We start from the raw sequence: 17,459 nt of genomic DNA, 5'->3' as shown, positions 1-17,459 counted from the left end.
ATGGCTGACTATCGGGGCAGAAAAGTCGTCATCATCGGATTAGGCATTACTGGCCTGTCCTGTGTTGATTTCTTCCTCGCTCAGGGCGTGACGCCTCGCGTGATGGATACCCGTGTGTCTCCGCCTGGCCTCGACAAGTTGCCTGAGGCGGTTGAACGCTATGTGGGCGGTATCAACAGCGACTGGCTGCTGGCATCGGATTTAATTATTGCCAGCCCAGGTATCGCGCTGGCACATCCTGCATTAAGTGAAGCCGCGGATGCCGGTATCGAAATCGTCGGTGATATCGAACTGTTTTGCCGTGAAGCTCAGGCTCCGATTGTCGCGATCACCGGCTCGAACGGTAAAAGCACTGTCACCACCCTGGTGGGTGAAATGGCCCGTGCAGCAGGTTGGCAGGTTGGCGTGGGTGGCAACATCGGTTTACCGGCGCTAACCCTGCTGAAATCTCCGGCACAGTTGTATGTGCTGGAACTTTCCAGCTTCCAACTTGAAACCACCTACAGTCTGCAAGCAGCGGCTGCCACCATTCTCAACGTAACGGAAGATCATATGGATCGCTATCCGTTGGGCATGCAGCAGTATCGTGCGGCGAAATTGCGCATTTATGAAAACGCCCGCGTCTGTGTGGTCAATGCCGATGATGGTATGACCATGCCCGTTCGCGGTGTTGATGCACGTTGTGTCAGTTTTGGCATTAATCTCGGTGATTATCACCTGACCCAGCAGCAGGGCAGCACCTGGCTGCGGGCGCAGGGTGAAAGGGTGCTCAATACTGATGAAATGACTCTGGTGGGCCAGCACAACTACACCAACGCACTGGCGGCCCTGGCACTGGCAGATGCGGTGAATATCCCGCGCGCTTCCAGTCTGAAAGCGTTAACGACTTTCACTGGCCTGGCGCACCGTTTCCAGCTGGTGCATGAAGCCAATGGCGTTCGCTGGATTAATGACTCCAAAGCCACCAATGTCGGCAGTACTGAAGCGGCACTCAATGGTTTGCAGGTGAAAGGCACCTTGTGGCTGTTGATGGGCGGCGATGGCAAATCCGCTGACTTCAGTGCACTGACGCGCTTTTTGCAGGGCGACAATGTTCGCATCTACTGCTTTGGTCGTGACGGCGATGCGCTCGCGGCGTTGCGCCCGGAGATCGCCACGCGCACAGAGACGATGCAGCAGGCCATGGAGCAGATTGCACCTCAGGCGAAGGCGGGCGATATGGTGCTGCTGTCACCGGCCTGCGCCAGCCTCGATCAGTTCCGCAATTTTGAACAGCGCGGCGATATTTTCGCGCAACTGGCGAAGGAGTTGAGCTGATGCGCATTCCAGGTGCCGGTATTGCCAGCTTCCTCTCCGTGCGTTTACGCGATTGGGTGATGGGCGGCCGTGAAAATGATGATGCGCCAGTGGTACTGTATGATCGTACGCTGCTGTGGCTGACCTTTGGTTTGGCGATTATCGGCTTTGTGATGGTGACTTCAGCGTCGATGCCGGTCGGCCAGCGTCTTAACGAAGACCCGTTCTACTTCGCTAAACGCGACGCTTTCTATATTGCCCTGGCGGTAGGCATGGCGCTGGTAACATTGCGCGTCCCAATGGATTTCTGGCAGCGCTACAGCAACGTGATGCTGATGGCGTCTGTGGCAATGCTGCTGATCGTCCTGGTGGTGGGTAGTTCGGTTAACGGTGCATCGCGCTGGATTGCCCTCGGCCCACTGCGTATTCAGCCGGCCGAATTGTCCAAGCTTTCCCTGTTTTGCTATCTCGCCAGCTATCTGGTGCGCAAAGTGGAAGAGGTGCGCAACAACTTCTGGGGCTTTTGTAAGCCGATGGGCGTGATGGTGGTGTTGGCCGTGTTACTGCTGGCGCAACCGGATCTCGGAACTGTAGTTGTGCTGTTTGTGACGACGCTAGCGATGCTGTTCCTCGCGGGTGCCAAAATGTGGCAGTTCCTGGCGATCATCGGCTCCGGTATTTTTGCCGTGGTGCTGCTGATTATCGCTGAACCCTATCGTATGCGCCGTGTGACCTCTTTCTGGAACCCATGGGAAGATCCGTTTGGCAGCGGCTACCAGCTGACCCAGTCGCTGATGGCCTTCGGTCGTGGTGAATTCTGGGGCCAGGGCCTCGGCAACTCGGTGCAAAAACTCGAGTATCTGCCGGAGGCACACACCGACTTTATCTTCTCCATCATTGGTGAAGAGTTGGGTTATGTCGGTGTGGTTTTGGCGCTGTTAATGGTATTCTTCGTCGCTTTTCGCGCGATGTCGATTGGTCGCCGTGCTCTGGAGATCGATCAGCGCTTTTCTGGCTTCCTCGCTTGCTCAATTGGCGTGTGGTTTAGCTTCCAGGCGCTGGTTAACGTCGGTGCGGCCGCAGGTATGCTGCCGACCAAAGGCCTGACACTGCCGCTGATCAGTTACGGTGGCTCAAGTCTGATCATCATGTCGACCGCCATCGTGTTTTTATTGCGCATTGATTATGAAACGCGTCTGGCAAAAGCGCAGGCGTTTACCCGAGGTGCTCGATGAGTAGCAAGCGGCTGATGGTGATGGCCGGCGGAACCGGCGGACATGTGTTCCCGGGTCTGGCCGTGGCACACCATCTGATCGAACAGGGCTGGCAGGTGCGCTGGCTCGGAACCGCTGACCGAATGGAAGCGGATTTGGTGCCGAAACATGGCATCGAAATTGAATTTATCCGCATTAGCGGTTTGCGCGGCAAAGGCGTTAAAGCGCAGTTACTGGCACCGGTACGCATCTTCAATGCATGGCGCCAGGCGCGTCGCATCATGAAGCGCTGGCAGCCGGACGTAGTGCTCGGCATGGGCGGATACGTTTCCGGTCCAGGTGGATTAGCCGCGTGGAGTTGCGGTATTCCTGTGGTGCTGCATGAGCAGAACGGCATTGCCGGGCTGACCAACAAATGGCTGGCGAAAATTGCCACCAAAGTGATGCAGGCGTTTCCGGGCGCTTTTCCGAAAGCGGATGTGGTCGGCAATCCCGTGCGAACTGATGTGTTGGCCCTGCCACTGCCCGCTGAACGACTGAATGGGCGCACTGGTGCGATTCGTGTGCTGGTGGTCGGCGGAAGCCAGGGCGCACGTATCCTGAATCAGACAGTACCGCAGGTGGCCGCAGAACTGGGTGATGCCATCACGATTTGGCATCAAAGCGGCAAAGGCGCGCTGGAGACGGTGCAACAGGCGTATCGCGATGCCGGACAGCCGCAGCACAAGGTCACCGAGTTTATCGATGATATGGCGGAAGCCTATGCCTGGGCGGATGTAGTGGTGTGTCGTTCGGGCGCATTGACGGTGAGCGAAGTGGCCGCCGCAGGTTTACCGGCGATCTTCGTGCCGTTTCAGCACAAAGACCGTCAGCAGTACTGGAATGCGTTGCCGCTGGAGCAAGCGGGCGCAGCCAAAATTTTCGAGCAGCCGCAATTTACCGCGACTGCAGTAGCGGACACGTTGCGCCATTGGGATCGCGCCACGCTGCTGGCGATGGCTGAGAAAGCCCGTCAGGTAGCGATTCCTGATGCAACCGATCGGGTTGCGCAGGAAGTGGCACGCGTCGCGAAGTAATTAATAGGTCGGTTTGACCGGCTGTACCTGAATGCAGGTACAAATGAGATCAACAGGTAATTGAGACAGATGAATACACAACAATTGGCAAAACTGCGTTCCATTGTGCCCGAGATGCGTCGCGTCCGGCACATTCACTTTGTCGGCATCGGTGGTGCTGGCATGGGCGGTATTGCCGAGGTGTTGGCGAACGAAGGTTATCACATCAGCGGGTCGGATCTGGCGCCTAACCCGGTGACCCAGCATCTGGCCTCATTGGGTGCGACCATTTATTTCAACCATCGCCCGGAAAACGTGACGGATGCGAGCGTGGTGGTGGTGTCGACTGCGGTGGCTCAGGACAATCCGGAGCTGGTCGCGGCACGCGAGCAGCGTATCCCGGTGATTCGCCGTGCAGAGATGCTGGCTGAGCTGATGCGCTTCCGTCATGGCATCGCGGTTGCCGGTACGCACGGCAAAACCACCACCACAGCGATGGTTACCAGTATTTATGCCGAAGGTGGCTTAGACCCAACTTTCGTCAATGGCGGCCTGGTGAAAGCAGCGGGCACACATGCGCGTTTGGGCACCAGCCGTTACCTGATTGCGGAAGCCGATGAGAGTGACGCGTCGTTCCTGCATCTGCAGCCGATGGTGGCGATTGTCACCAACATCGAAGCGGATCATATGGACACCTATCAGGGCGATTTCGAGAACCTGAAGCAGACGTTCATCAACTTCCTGCATAACCTACCGTTCTACGGACGTGCGGTGATGTGCGTAGATGATGTGGTGATCCGCGATTTGATCCCACGCGTAGGCCGTCAGGTCACCACTTACGGTTTCAGTGATGACGCCGATGTGCGCATCGAAAACTATGAACAACGCAGCGCGCAGGGGCACTTTACCCTGATTCGTCAGGACAAACCGGTGCTGAAAGTGACCCTGAATGCGCCGGGCCGTCACAATGCCTTAAATGCTGCTGCTGCGGTTGCAGTGGCGACAGAAGAAGGCATTGAAGATAACGCGATTCTGGCGGCACTGGAGAGCTTCCAGGGCACCGGGCGCCGCTTTGATGTGCTGGGCGAATTTGATACCGCAGCGGTCAATGGCAATCCAGGCACCGCAATGCTGGTGGATGATTACGGTCATCACCCAACGGAAGTGGATGTCACCATTAAAGCCGCGCGTGCCGGCTGGCCAGAGAAAAAACTGGTGATGGTATTCCAGCCGCATCGTTACACGCGAACTCGTGATCTGTTCGATGACTTCGCTAACGTGCTGTCACAGGTCGATGTATTGCTGATGCTGGATGTTTATCCGGCCGGTGAAGCGCCGATTCCAGGCGCAGATAGCCGTTCACTGTGCCGCGCGATTCGCAATCGTGGCAAGGTTGACCCGATTCTGGTCTCTGAGCACGATGCGTTGCCGGAAGCGCTGGCGCCACTGCTGTCAGGCGATGATTTGGTGATCGTTCAGGGCGCCGGCAATATCGGCAAAATCGCCCGCAAGTTGGCTGAAAGTGAATTGCAGCCAGCAGCAAAAACGGAGGCCCGTCATGGCTGAGAAAGTTGCCGTCCTGATGGGCGGAACCTCGGCAGAGCGTGAAGTGTCGCTGATGTCGGGCAGTGCGGTGTTAGCTGGTCTGCGTGAGATGGGCATTGATGCGCACGGAGTGGATACCCGTGATGTGTCAGTGCTGGATCTTAAAGCGCAGGGCTTTGATAAAACCTTTATCGCTCTGCACGGTCGCGGCGGTGAAGATGGCACGCTGCAGGCGGTGCTGGAGTTCCTCCAGTTGCCCTATACCGGCAGCGGCGTGATGGCTTCGGCGATCACCATGGATAAACTGCGCAGCAAATTGCTGTGGCAGGGCAGGGGACTGCCTTCAGGCAAATTCGTCTGGTTAACGCGTCAGCAGCAGGAGCAGGGTTTAGACGCACAAACGCAGGCTGCCATTGATGCGCTCGGGCTGCCGCTGTTTGTGAAGCCAAGCTGTGAAGGTTCTAGTGTCGGCATCAGCCGTGTGAACACGTTAGAAGCCTTGCCTGCAGCGCTGGATGAAGCGTTTCGCCACGATAATGACGTGCTAGTTGAGGCATTCCTGAGTGGTGCGGAATATACCGTTGGCATCCTGGGTGATGAAATTCTGCCTTCAATCAGAATTAAAACCGCCAGCGAGTTCTATGACTATGAAGCTAAATACATTTCTGACGATACTGAATACTTCTGTCCAAGTGGTTTGAGTGCAGATCAGGAAGCAGAATTGAAGACGCTGGTATGGGCAGCCTGGCGTGCACTGGGTTGCAGCGGCTGGGGACGCGTCGATGTAATGACAGATGGCGAGGGGAAATTCCAGTTGCTGGAAGTGAATACCTCACCGGGCATGACCAGCCACAGTCTGGTGCCGATGGCCGCAAAGCAGGCGGGATACAGTTTCCCGCAGCTGGTGGCGCGTATTCTGGAACTGGCTGACTGATATGTCTCAGGCGGCGATACGTGTACGAAATCGCGAACCCCAGGAGCGTGCGCGCACCGGGCGTAGCAACGGTGCCCGACTGTTTGGCGTCGTATTCCTGCTGATGGTGTTGGGCATCATGGCTGCCGGTGGGCTGGTGGTGCTGAAGTGGATGAATGATGCGTCGCGTTTACCGCTGTCGAAGCTGGTGGTGACCGGGGAAACGCATTACACCACGCATGATGACATTCGCCAGGCCATTTTGTCGCTCGGTGCACCTGGCACGTTTATGTCGCAAAACGTGGACATCATCCAGCAACAGATTGAGCGTTTACCCTGGATTAAACAGGTCAGTGTGCGTAAGCAGTGGCCTGATGAGCTGAAGATTAACCTGGTGGAGTATGTTCCGGTGGCACGCTGGAATGACTCACACATGGTAGACGCCGATGGCGTCTCCTTCAGCGTCCCGGCCAGTCATATCGGTAAAGAAACATTGCCGATGTTATATGGCCCGGAAGGCAGTGAAACAGAGGTGTTGGCAGGCTATCACACCATGAGTGATGTGCTCAAAGCCGGCAAGTTTACCCTGAAGGTGGCGTCGATGACGGCGCGGCGCTCGTGGCAGTTAGTGACCAGCGACGATGTGCGCATCGAACTGGGACGCAGCGACACCATGAAGCGTCTGAACCGTTTTATTGAGCTCTATCCGGAGCTGCTGCAGCAGGGCCAGAGTCAGAACAAGCGCATTACCTATGTCGATTTGCGCTACGACTCCGGTGCCGCAGTAGGCTGGGCAGCGGCCCCGCTGGAGCCACAGGACAGTAATCAGCAACAAAACCAGGCACAGGCTAAACCACAATGATCAAGGCAACGGACAGAAAACTGGTAGTAGGACTTGAAATCGGCACCGCAAAGGTTGCCGCCCTGGTTGGGGAAATTCTGCCTGATGGTATGGTCAACATTATTGGGGTGGGCAGCTGCCCGTCTCGTGGTATGGATAAAGGCGGCGTAAATGACCTTGAGTCGGTGGTGAAATGCGTTCAACGCGCCATCGACCAGGCTGAACTGATGGCTGATTGCCAGATTTCGTCGGTTTACCTTGCTTTATCGGGCAAACATATCAGTTGTCAGAACGAAATCGGGATGGTTCCGATTTCGGAAGAGGAAGTGACTCAGGATGATGTAGAGAACGTGGTACATACGGCGAAATCCGTACGCGTACGCGATGAACATCGTATCCTGCATGTTATTCCTCAGGAATATGCCATTGATTATCAGGAAGGCATCAAGAATCCGGTGGGACTTTCCGGCGTGCGTATGCAGGCGAAAGTGCACTTGATCACCTGCCACAATGATATGGCGAAAAATATTGTTAAAGCCGTTGAACGTTGCGGCCTGAAAGTTGACCAACTGATTTTTGCCGGACTGGCATCCAGTTTCTCGGTTCTGACTGAAGATGAACGTGAGCTGGGCGTCTGTGTTGTTGACATCGGTGGCGGTACAATGGATATCGCGGTTTACACCGGCGGCGCACTGCGTCACACCAAAGTGATCCCTTATGCAGGGAATGTGGTGACCAGTGATATCGCCTATGCCTTCGGCACACCGCCAACCGATGCGGAAGCGATCAAAGTACGCCATGGTTGTGCGTTGGGTTCGATTGTTGGCAAAGATGAAAACGTCGAAGTGCCGAGCGTCGGTGGACGTCCACCGCGCAGTCTGCAACGCCAAACGCTGGCAGAAGTGATTGAGCCGCGTTACACCGAATTGCTGAATCTGGTGAATGACGAGATTCTGCAACTGCAGGAGCAACTGCGCCAGCAGGGCGTGAAACACCACCTGGCAGCAGGCATCGTGCTGACCGGTGGCGCAGCACAGATTGAAGGTTTGGCCGCTTGCGCCCAGCGTGTATTTCATACGCAGGTGCGTATTGGTCAGCCACTTAACATCACCGGCCTGACGGATTATGCGCAGGAGCCGTATTACTCAACTGCAGTCGGTCTGCTGCATTACGGCAAAGAGTCACACATGAACGGTGATGCAGAAACGGAAAAACGTGCTTCAGTGGGCAACTGGTTTAAACGTATCAATAGCTGGCTGAAGAAAGAGTTTTAATTTTTGAAAAAGGAGATCATGTAGGCAATGTTTATGATCTCCAGGCGACAGGCACATAACGGAGAGAAATCATGTTTGAACCTATGGAATTAACCAATGACGCGGTGATTAAAGTCATCGGCGTCGGCGGCGGCGGTGGCAACGCCGTAGAGCACATGGTACGCGAGCGTATCGAAGGTGTAGAATTCTTCGCTGTAAACACCGACGCGCAAGCGTTGCGTAAGACAGCGGTTGGCCAGACGATCCAGATCGGGACCGGTATCACCAAGGGTCTCGGTGCTGGTGCAAACCCGGAGGTGGGTCGTACCTCAGCTGAGGAAGATCGTGAAGCACTGCGTTCTGCGCTGGAAGGGGCAGACATGGTGTTTATCGCTGCAGGCATGGGCGGCGGTACCGGTACCGGTGCAGCGCCAGTCGTGGCAGAAGTAGCAAAAGATTTGGGTATCCTGACCGTTGCGGTGGTGACCAAGCCCTTCAATTTCGAAGGCAAAAAGCGTATGGCTTTTGCTGAACAGGGTATCGCTGAGCTGTCTAAGCATGTTGATTCACTGATCACCATCCCGAACGACAAGCTGTTAAAAGTGCTGGGTCGCGGTATCTCTCTGCTGGATGCCTTTGGTGCAGCCAACGACGTACTGAAAGGTGCGGTGCAGGGTATCGCCGAGCTGATTACTCGCCCAGGCTTGATGAACGTTGACTTCGCGGACGTGCGTACCGTGATGTCAGAAATGGGTTACGCCATGATGGGCTCCGGCGTGGCGTGCGGTGAAGACCGTGCCGAAGAAGCAGCCGAAATGGCGATCTCCAGCCCACTGCTGGAAGATATCGATCTGTCTGGTGCGCGCGGCGTGCTGGTCAACATCACGGCGGGCTTCGACCTGCGTCTGGATGAGTTCGAAACCGTGGGTAACACTATCCGCGCCTTCGCCTCTGACAACGCGACCGTGGTCATCGGTACTTCTCTGGACCCAGAGATGAACGACGAACTGCGCGTGACCGTCGTTGCAACCGGTATTGGCATGGACAAGCGTCCAGAAATTACGCTGGTGACCAACAAACCGGCTTCTCAGCCAGTGATGGATCATCGCTACCAGCAGCACGGTATGGCGCCGTTGCCGCAGGAGCAGAAGCCGGCAGCGAAAGTGGTCAACGACCAGCCAGCATCGTCCAATAAAGAGCCAGATTATCTTGATATTCCAGCCTTCCTGCGTAAGCAGGCAGACTAAGAATATCCTGAGAATTGGGATTCTCCGCTCTTTGTGCTAAAGTATTCGCCCGCTGGTAATTTATACTGGCGGTCGGATGGGTAATATTGCGAGATAATGCGATGATCAAACAAAGGACATTAAAACGTATTGTTCAGGCGACAGGTGTCGGTTTACATACCGGCAAGAAAGTCACGCTGACCTTACGCCCTGCGTCGGCTAATACCGGGGTCATCTATCGTCGCACTGACTTGAATCCACCGGTTGATTTCCCGGCTGATGCAAAATACGTGCGCGACACCATGCTGAGTACCTGCCTGGTGAATGATGAAGGCGTGCGTATATCGACGGTTGAACACCTGAATGCTGCATTGGCAGGCTTGGGTATCGACAACATTATTGTTGAAGTCGATGCGCCCGAAATCCCAATTATGGATGGCAGTGCCGCGCCTTTTGTCTACTTGCTGATGGATGCAGGCGTCGAAGAGCTGAACAGTGCGAAGAAATTCGTACGCGTTAAGCAGACGGTGCGTGTTGAAGATGGCGATAAGTGGGCCGAGATCAAACCTTACAATGGTTTCTCACTCGACTTTACTATCGACTTCAAACATCCGGCAATTGACTCAAGCTCGCAGCGTTACCAGTTAAACTTCTCGGCTGATGCGTTTGTTCGCCAAATCAGTCGTGCGCGCACCTTTGGTTTTATGCGTGAAATCGAATATCTGCAGTCTAAAGGCCTGTGCCTGGGCGGTAGCTTAGATTGTGCGATTGGTCTTGATGATTTCCGCGTACTCAACGAAGACGGTCTGCGCTTTGAAGATGAGTTCGTTCGTCACAAAATGCTGGACGCGATCGGCGATCTGTTTATGTGTGGCCACAACGTGATTGGCGCATTCTCTGCGTTTAAATCAGGCCATGCGTTAAACAACAAATTGCTTCAAGCGGTGCTGGCGAAGCAGGAAGCCTGGGAATGGGCGACCTTCGAAGACGAAGCTGAACTGCCACTGGCATTCAAAGCACCAAATTTAGTTCTGGCGTAAGTCAGTCATAAAAACGGCAGTTTCCCTGACACCCTCTCCGGTCAGTGGAAGCTGCCGTTTTTTATTGCCTGTTTTTTATTCCTGCAAGACCGCTCTCAATTCTCTGCTATCACTGGCGAAAGCCTGTACAAATAAACGTGAAATCCCCTGTAAGCCCTTTAATCACTGGTGTCCTGGCCCCACATAAGTGCTATTATCTGGCGCTCATATGAGCAGGTTCGCGGATATCCGCAACGGCTTCATTACTTTATTTAACTGTGGACAGGTTGTGATCGGGATTTTCTCACGCTGGCGACAATTAGGCAGACGCTACTTCTGGCCTCATCTCTTGTTAGGGATGGTGGCGGCCAGTTTGGGCTTGCCTGCCTGTGCGCAAAGTGCGGAGTCCACGGCGACAGACTCGCCCATCAGCAGCCTGTTTGTTGGCAATGTTGTTCATTTCGATCATTTAATCCGTCTGCAGGAAAGTGCGCGTCGACCTAATTTCAATGTCGATTACTGGCATCAGCATGCCATTCGCACGGTCATTCGCCACCTCTCATTTAGCATGACGCCACCAGCAGAAGCGGAAGAGAGTCATACAGTCCCGCTGGCGGTACAAAAGCTGGCGTTAATCGATTCGCTGCAGGCGCTACTCACATCGCCAGCTCAACCCGCTATTGCATTAGAGCCGCAGGAAACGCTGCGTCATCGCGAACCTCAAATTCACACTTCTGCTGACTGGCAGGCTGCTATTCATGGCATCCGCGCCGGGCCTGCCATTGCTTAACAGCTAACGATTTTCCACATCCTGTTTTAGATTTTCCAGCCCGCATGAATGCGGCTGAATTGAGAAAAATTTACCATGTTAATCAAATTGTTAACCAAAGTATTCGGCAGCAGCAACGATCGTACTCTGCGCCGCATGCGCAAAATCGTCGATGTCATCAATAAGATGGAGCCGGATTTCGTCAAGCTCTCGGATGACGAACTGAAAGCCAAGACCGACCTGTTCCGTGAACGCCTGAAGAAAGGTGAAAGCCTTGAAAGCCTGATTCCTGAAGCCTTTGCCACGGTGCGTGAAGCCAGTAAACGTGTGTTTGGTATGCGCCACTTCGATGTACAGCTGATTGGCGGCATGGTGCTGAATGAGCGTTGCATCGCCGAGATGCGTACCGGTGAAGGTAAAACCCTGACGGCAACACTACCGGCTTACCTGAACGCATTGAGCGGTAAAGGCGTGCACGTGGTCACGGTGAACGATTACCTGGCTCAGCGTGATGCCGAAAACAACCGTGCACTGTTCGAGTTCCTGGGTCTGTCTATCGGTATCAACCTGCCAAACATGCCCGCGGTGGCGAAACGCGCTGCCTATGCTGCGGATATCACCTACGGTACTAACAACGAATACGGCTTCGACTACCTGCGCGACAACATGGCATTCAGCCCGGAAGAGCGTGTACAGCGTAAACTGCACTACGCGTTGGTGGATGAGGTGGATTCCATCCTGATCGATGAAGCGCGTACGCCGTTAATCATCTCCGGTCCTGCTGAAGACAGCTCCGAGCTGTACACCAAAGTGAATAAAATCATTCCTCACCTGGTACGCCAGGAGAAGGAAGACTCAGAAACCTTCCAGGGTGAAGGCGACTTCTGGGTCGATGAGAAAGCACGTCAGGCTCACATGAGCGAGCGTGGTCTGGTAAAAGTTGAAGAGCTGCTGGTGAGCCAGGGCATTATGGAAGAAGGTGAGTCACTTTACTCGCCAACCAACATCATGCTGATGCACCACGTGACGGCTGCACTGCGTGCGCATGCGCTGTTTACCCGCGATGTCGATTACATCGTAAAAGATGGCGAAGTGATCATCGTTGATGAGCACACTGGCCGTACCATGCAGGGACGTCGCTGGTCTGATGGTTTGCACCAGGCTGTTGAAGCCAAAGAAGGCGTGGAAATCCAGAACGAGAACCAAACGCTGGCTTCCATCACCTTCCAGAACTACTTCCGTATTTACGAAAAACTGGCCGGTATGACCGGTACTGCTGATACCGAAGCATTTGAATTCAGCTCGATCTATAAACTCGATACCATCGTGGTGCCAACTAACCGTCCGATGGTGCGTAAAGATATGGCTGACCTGGTCTATATGACCGAGAAAGAGAAGATCGACGCGATCATCGAAGACATTCGTACTTGCACTGCGAAAGGCCAGCCGGTGCTGGTCGGAACCATTTCGATTGAGAAATCAGAGGTGGTCTCTAACGAACTGACGCGCGCGGGTATCAAACACAGCGTACTGAACGCCAAATTCCACGCCAGCGAAGCGGATATCGTGGCACAGGCAGGTCAACCAGCTGCAGTCACCATCGCAACCAACATGGCAGGTCGTGGTACCGATATCGTGTTGGGCGGCAGCTGGCAGGCCGAAGTGGCAGCGCTGGATGAACCTTCAGAAGCGCAGATTCAGGCCATCAAAGAAGCCTGGAAACTGCGCCATGATGCAGTTCTGGCATCGGGCGGTCTGCACATTATCGGTACTGAGCGTCACGAATCACGTCGTATCGATAACCAGCTGCGCGGTCGTGCCGGTCGTCAGGGTGATGCGGGTTCATCACGCTTCTACCTGTCAATGGAAGATGCGTTGATGCGTATCTTTGCTTCGGATCGTGTGTCTAACATGATGCGTAAACTGGGCATGAAGCCAGGCGAAGCGATTGAGCATCCGTGGGTCACCAAAGCCATCGCCAATGCACAGCGTAAAGTGGAAAGCCGTAACTTCGACATCCGTAAGCAGCTGCTGGAATACGATGATGTGGCCAACGATCAGCGTCGCGCTATCTACAGTCAGCGTAATGAACTGCTGGACGTGTCTGATGTGTCTGAAACCATCAACAGCATCCGTGAAGATGTGTTCAAGGCCACTATCGACACCTACATTCCACCGCAGTCGCTGGAAGAAATGTGGGATATTCCGGGCCTTGAAGAGCGTCTGCGCAACGATTTCGATCTGGATCTGCCGATTGCAGAATGGCTGGATAAAGAGCCGGATCTGCATGAAGAAACGCTGCGTGAACGTATCATGAGCCGTGCGCATGAAAACTACGTGTCGAAAGAAGAAGTGGTTGGCGCTGAAATGATGCGTAACTTCGAAAAAGGCGTGATGCTGCAAACGCTGGATTCACTGTGGAAAGAGCATCTGGCGGCGATGGATTATCTGCGTCAGGGCATCCATCTGCGTGGCTATGCGCAGAAAGATCCGAAGCAGGAATACAAGCGCGAGTCCTTCTCGATGTTCGCCGCCATGCTGGAGTCACTGAAGTATGAAGTGATCAGCACCCTGAGCAAAGTGCAGGTGCGCATGCCGGAAGAAGTCGAGGCGATGGAACAGCAACGCCGTGAAGAGGCTGAGCGTCTGGCACAGCAACAACAGCTGAGCCATGTTGATGACGAAACCGCAGCAGCTGCGGCCCTGGCTGCACAGGGTGGGGAGCGCAAAGTAGGACGCAACGATTTGTGCCCATGCGGTTCCGGTAAGAAATACAAACAGTGTCATGGCCGCCTGGCCTGATAAACGAGGAGCCTTCGGGCTCCTTTTTCTTTTGGCCGTCGCCACAGAGTTAACATTGCCTGACGACTGCATTACTATCAGCGCTCATTAATTAAAAGCGGAATTCAGCTTATGAAACACCTGCAAGTCGCAGTGGGCATCATTCGCAATGCCAGCCGTCAGATCTTCCTTGCCCAGCGTGCGGCGAGCTCCTACATGGCGAATAAATGGGAGTTTCCTGGCGGAAAAATTGAACAGGATGAAACCGCTGAACAAGCGTTAAAACGCGAATTGATGGAAGAGACCGGCATTGAGGTGACAGCCGCGAAGGCGATTGGTTTGGCCGATCATAGCTATGACGATCTGCGCGTCACATTGCACTTCTTCCTGGTGGAAGGTTGGAACGGTGAGCCGTACGGCCGTGAAGGGCAGCCACAGCGTTGGGTGGAACAGCGTGATATAGTCGCGGAAGAGTTTCCTCCTGCCAACCACGAACTTATCGCTCGCCTGGTCGCTGACGAAATTTAAGCAAAGGGGCGTAAGCCCCTTATCTCTTATTAATGCTGTTCTTCGCTCCAGTCATCGCTGTCGGTCAGATCGCTATCGCTGGGAATGCGCTTCTCTTCGGCGGCCCATTCGCCCAAATCAATCAGCTGGCAGCGCTTGCTGCAAAACGGGCGCCAAGGACTCAGCTCATCCCACATCACATCTTTACCGCAGTTGGGACAAGGTACGGTAATCAACTCTTCCTGCATAACAACCTCAACAACACGCTAATTCAAAATTCAATCGGGCTGGCACTTCACCACGCTCGCTGTCCAGTGGCAGGAATCGAATGGCATAACGGCTTTTATGGCCTGAAACCTGCGGGTACAGCGCATCTTCGAGGGTGAGCTGGAGGCGCAACAAATCCGAACCTTCGGCATTATCCTGATAAAAACCGTTCAGGCTGGTTTGATGGCGAAATACGCCTGACTGACGCACCAGATCAAGGATCATGGTCAGACTATTGCGCAGAGGAACCAGTGACGCCAGCCAGCCGTTAACCTGCAAATCACGCTGTGACTGCTGCTGGTGCAGCCAGATATGCAGGCTCGGCAAATCAAAACTGCAGCAGCCACCAGGAATGCTCAATCGCTGGCGTACCAATCCAATCAACCGATCTTCGCGCAATTGCTGGCCCATACGCGGTGCCGCATTCAGCTCGCTGGATTGCTGTTTCAATCGGTCACGCAGGCTACTGACGGTGTGCTCGTCCACACCTGGCACATCAAGCCAGGCGCGAAGTTTCTGCTGCTGGCGCTCCAGCTCTTTCAATAACTCGGTACGCATATCACCGCGCTCAAAGATATCTAACAGATCACCAATGATGCGAAATACCCCTAATGCAGAGACGGAATTCACCACGGGCACCGTTTCATGCAGTTGGTTAAGTAATGACTCCACGCGCAGCCAGGTGCGCATCTTCTCATTCAGCGGGTGTTCAAACAGAACGACTGTACTCATGATGTTAATCCTGTCCGGTTGCTGCCAGGCGTAAATAACGCTGGTGAAGTTCAGCAACGCGCGGCAACGCCTGCTCGGGCGTACCACTGTTATCGATGATGTCATCCGCACAGGCCAGACGCTGCTCGCGGCTGGCCTGTGCGGCAAGAATATTTTTTGCCTGGCTAAGTGTGATGCCATCACGCTGCTGAGTGCGCCGCAACTGCGTAGCTTCATCCACATCAACCACCAGAACCCGGTCAGCCTGATGCTGTAACCCGTTTTCAACCAATAGCGGCACCACCCATAACACATAGGGTGACGTTGCCAATAATTTTAGCTGCTGTGTACGGGCATTAATAAGAGGATGAAGCAGCTGATTTAGCCAGTTTTTTTCTTTCGGCTGCTGAAAAATAATCTCGCGCAGCCGTGCCCGATACAACGCTCCTTCGGCGGTCAATATTGACTCACCATGGCGTTTAACGATCGCCTGCAGGGCGGGTGAACCAGGTTCAACCACTTCTCGCGCAATCACATCAGCATCAATAATATCAACGCCTAGCGCGGTGAAAGCGTTGGCAATGGTGCTTTTACCACTGCCAATTCCTCCGGTGAGCGCAACGGTAAAAGGCATAGCGTTCTCTCAAAATTGTCTTCATTGGGCGACCATCAGCCGCAATAAGATGAGAGCATGATCACAATCAATTTTCTCAGCTAAATTTAAGGGATTGTAGCTTAAATAAAGTGAAATTCGCAGTCTTGTCGCGGAACGAATGGCGCGTATGATAACGACACTGGAGCCGTGAGCGCTACCCGAACTGCGGTTCGTCGTCACTAACCAGGACTCTCAGCTATGCGTATTGAAGAAGATTTAAAACTGGGCTTTAAAGATGTTTTGATCCGCCCCAAACGCTCCACCCTGAAAAGCCGTTCTGAGGTTGAACTCGAACGCACCTACACTTTCAAGCATTCAGGTCTGAACTGGACCGGCGTTCCGGTGATTGCCGCCAATATGGACACCGTGGGCACATTCACCATGGCCGAAGCACTGGCGGGCTTCAATGTCCTGACGGCAGTGCATAAACATTACAGCGTGGAAGCCTGGCAGGCATTTATCCAGCGCGTGCCGGTTGCAGTGCTTGGGCATGTGATGGTGTCATCCGGTACCTCCGAAGCCGATTTCGTTAAGCTCGCCGCTGTTCTCGCTTTATCGCCTCAGCTTAATTTCATCTGCATTGATGTTGCCAACGGTTACTCCGAGCACTTTGTTGAGTTCCTGCAGCGAGTGCGTGAAAGTTTCCCTGGCAAAACCATTTGCGCGGGAAATGTGGTCACCGGTGAAATGGTCGAGGAGTTGATCCTCTCTGGCGCGGATATCGTCAAAGTCGGCATTGGCCCCGGTTCGGTCTGCACCACGCGTGTAAAAACCGGCGTCGGTTACCCGCAACTGTCTGCGGTGATTGAGTGTGCCGATGCGGCGCACGGCCTTGGCGGCCAGATTGTCAGCGATGGCGGTTGTTCAGTGCCGGGGGATATCGCGAAAGCTTTCGGTGGTGGGGCAGATTTTGTCATGCTCGGCGGCATGCTGGCGGCGCACGATGAGTGCGAGGGGAACGTTGTCGAAGAGCAGGGCGAGCAGTTTATGTTGTTCTATGGTATGAGCTCAGAATCCGCGATGAAACGCCATGTCGGTGGGGTCGCCCAGTATCGTGCTGCGGAAGGGAAAACCGTTCGCCTGCCGCTGCGCGGCCCGGTGGAGGACACCGTGAAGGATATCCTCGGCGGCCTGCGTTCGGCCTGCACTTACGTGGGTGCAGCACGCCTTAAAGAACTGACAAAACGCACCACGTTTATTCGTGTGGCGGAACAGGAAAATCGGGTATTCACGCGCTGATGGCTGATGGCTGATGGCTGATGGCTGATGGCTGATGGCTGATGGCTGATGGCTGATGGCTGATGGCTGATGGCTGATGGCTGATGGCTGAAGGTCGATTATCGGTGGTTGAAGGTTGAAGGTTGAAGGTTGAAGGTTGAAGGTTGCAGACAGATGCGCACCGTGCGC

At 54.4% G+C, this 17,459-nt stretch carries 16 protein-coding genes; 13 read left to right on the top strand and 3 right to left on the bottom strand.

Annotation, left to right across the window (positions count from 1 at the left end; genetic code table 11):
- From murD to mutT, 12 genes are all read left to right on the top strand, one after another.
- Positions 1-1,317, top strand: coding sequence for a UDP-N-acetylmuramoyl-L-alanine--D-glutamate ligase (gene murD, locus FD737_RS11550; RefSeq protein ID WP_160833548.1), 1,317 nt, complete (start codon positions 1-3; stop codon positions 1,315-1,317).
- A complete protein-coding gene (gene ftsW, locus FD737_RS11545; RefSeq protein WP_034829677.1) occupies positions 1,317-2,531 on the top strand; it encodes a cell division protein FtsW in 1,215 nt (404 codons plus the stop codon). Before murD ends, ftsW begins: the two co-directional genes overlap by 1 nt.
- On the top strand, positions 2,528-3,586 hold the full coding sequence (murG, locus tag FD737_RS11540; RefSeq protein ID WP_160833547.1) for an undecaprenyldiphospho-muramoylpentapeptide beta-N-acetylglucosaminyltransferase: 1,059 nt from the start codon (positions 2,528-2,530) through the stop codon (positions 3,584-3,586). The genes ftsW and murG overlap by 4 nt, the downstream gene beginning before the upstream one ends.
- Before the next feature lie 69 nt (positions 3,587-3,655).
- Positions 3,656-5,131: a UDP-N-acetylmuramate--L-alanine ligase gene (gene murC, locus FD737_RS11535; protein WP_160833546.1), complete on the top strand. Its 1,476-nt coding sequence runs from the start codon at positions 3,656-3,658 to the stop codon at positions 5,129-5,131.
- Entirely contained in the window at positions 5,124-6,044 is a 921-nt protein-coding gene (locus tag FD737_RS11530) for a D-alanine--D-alanine ligase (RefSeq protein WP_097118340.1), read from the top strand. Before murC ends, FD737_RS11530 begins: the two co-directional genes overlap by 8 nt.
- A gap of 1 nt (position 6,045) precedes the next feature.
- A complete protein-coding gene (ftsQ, locus tag FD737_RS11525) occupies positions 6,046-6,885 on the top strand; it encodes a cell division protein FtsQ (protein ID WP_160833545.1) in 840 nt (279 codons plus the stop codon).
- Complete coding sequence (gene ftsA / locus FD737_RS11520) at positions 6,882-8,138, top strand: cell division protein FtsA (protein WP_013507861.1); 1,257 nt, start codon at positions 6,882-6,884, stop codon at positions 8,136-8,138. The genes ftsQ and ftsA overlap by 4 nt, the downstream gene beginning before the upstream one ends.
- Positions 8,139-8,209: 71 nt before the next feature.
- A complete protein-coding gene (gene ftsZ, locus FD737_RS11515; protein WP_034829667.1) occupies positions 8,210-9,364 on the top strand; it encodes a cell division protein FtsZ in 1,155 nt (384 codons plus the stop codon).
- A gap of 101 nt (positions 9,365-9,465) precedes the next feature.
- A complete protein-coding gene (gene lpxC, locus FD737_RS11510; protein WP_058960899.1) occupies positions 9,466-10,383 on the top strand; it encodes a UDP-3-O-acyl-N-acetylglucosamine deacetylase in 918 nt (305 codons plus the stop codon).
- Positions 10,384-10,651: 268 nt separating this feature from the next.
- Positions 10,652-11,152 (top strand): secA translation cis-regulator SecM, encoded by a 501-nt coding sequence (gene secM / locus FD737_RS11505; RefSeq protein WP_370523067.1) that lies wholly within the window; start codon positions 10,652-10,654, stop codon positions 11,150-11,152.
- Between the two features lie 75 nt (positions 11,153-11,227).
- A complete protein-coding gene (gene secA, locus FD737_RS11500; RefSeq protein ID WP_160833543.1) occupies positions 11,228-13,933 on the top strand; it encodes a preprotein translocase subunit SecA in 2,706 nt (901 codons plus the stop codon).
- 111 nt (positions 13,934-14,044) lie between these two features.
- Positions 14,045-14,440 (top strand): 8-oxo-dGTP diphosphatase MutT, encoded by a 396-nt coding sequence (gene mutT / locus FD737_RS11495; RefSeq protein WP_160833542.1) that lies wholly within the window; start codon positions 14,045-14,047, stop codon positions 14,438-14,440.
- Between the two features lie 29 nt (positions 14,441-14,469).
- Here mutT and yacG read toward each other — a convergent pair whose 3' ends face one another.
- Genes yacG through coaE form a run of 3 tightly spaced genes read right to left on the bottom strand, consistent with a single transcriptional unit; the run spans position 14,470 to position 16,031 of the window.
- Positions 14,470-14,667, bottom strand: a complete 198-nt coding sequence (yacG, locus tag FD737_RS11490; protein ID WP_097118344.1) for a DNA gyrase inhibitor YacG — start codon at positions 14,665-14,667, stop codon at positions 14,470-14,472.
- A gap of 7 nt (positions 14,668-14,674) precedes the next feature.
- Complete coding sequence (gene zapD, locus FD737_RS11485; protein WP_097118345.1) at positions 14,675-15,418, bottom strand: cell division protein ZapD; 744 nt, start codon at positions 15,416-15,418, stop codon at positions 14,675-14,677.
- A gap of 4 nt (positions 15,419-15,422) precedes the next feature.
- A complete protein-coding gene (coaE, locus tag FD737_RS11480) occupies positions 15,423-16,031 on the bottom strand; it encodes a dephospho-CoA kinase (RefSeq protein WP_058960895.1) in 609 nt (202 codons plus the stop codon).
- A gap of 219 nt (positions 16,032-16,250) precedes the next feature.
- Here coaE and FD737_RS11475 point away from each other — a divergent pair, with 219 nt between their 5' ends.
- A complete protein-coding gene (locus tag FD737_RS11475; protein ID WP_160833541.1) occupies positions 16,251-17,291 on the top strand; it encodes a GMP reductase in 1,041 nt (346 codons plus the stop codon).
- The last annotated feature ends 168 nt before the right edge of the window (positions 17,292-17,459 follow it).

It is taken from the genome of Pantoea sp. Seng, from assembly GCF_009829935.1.
Classification (GTDB): Bacteria; Pseudomonadota; Gammaproteobacteria; order Enterobacterales; family Enterobacteriaceae; genus Pantoea; species Pantoea communis.
This window is presented reverse-complemented; position numbering and strand designations above follow the sequence as displayed.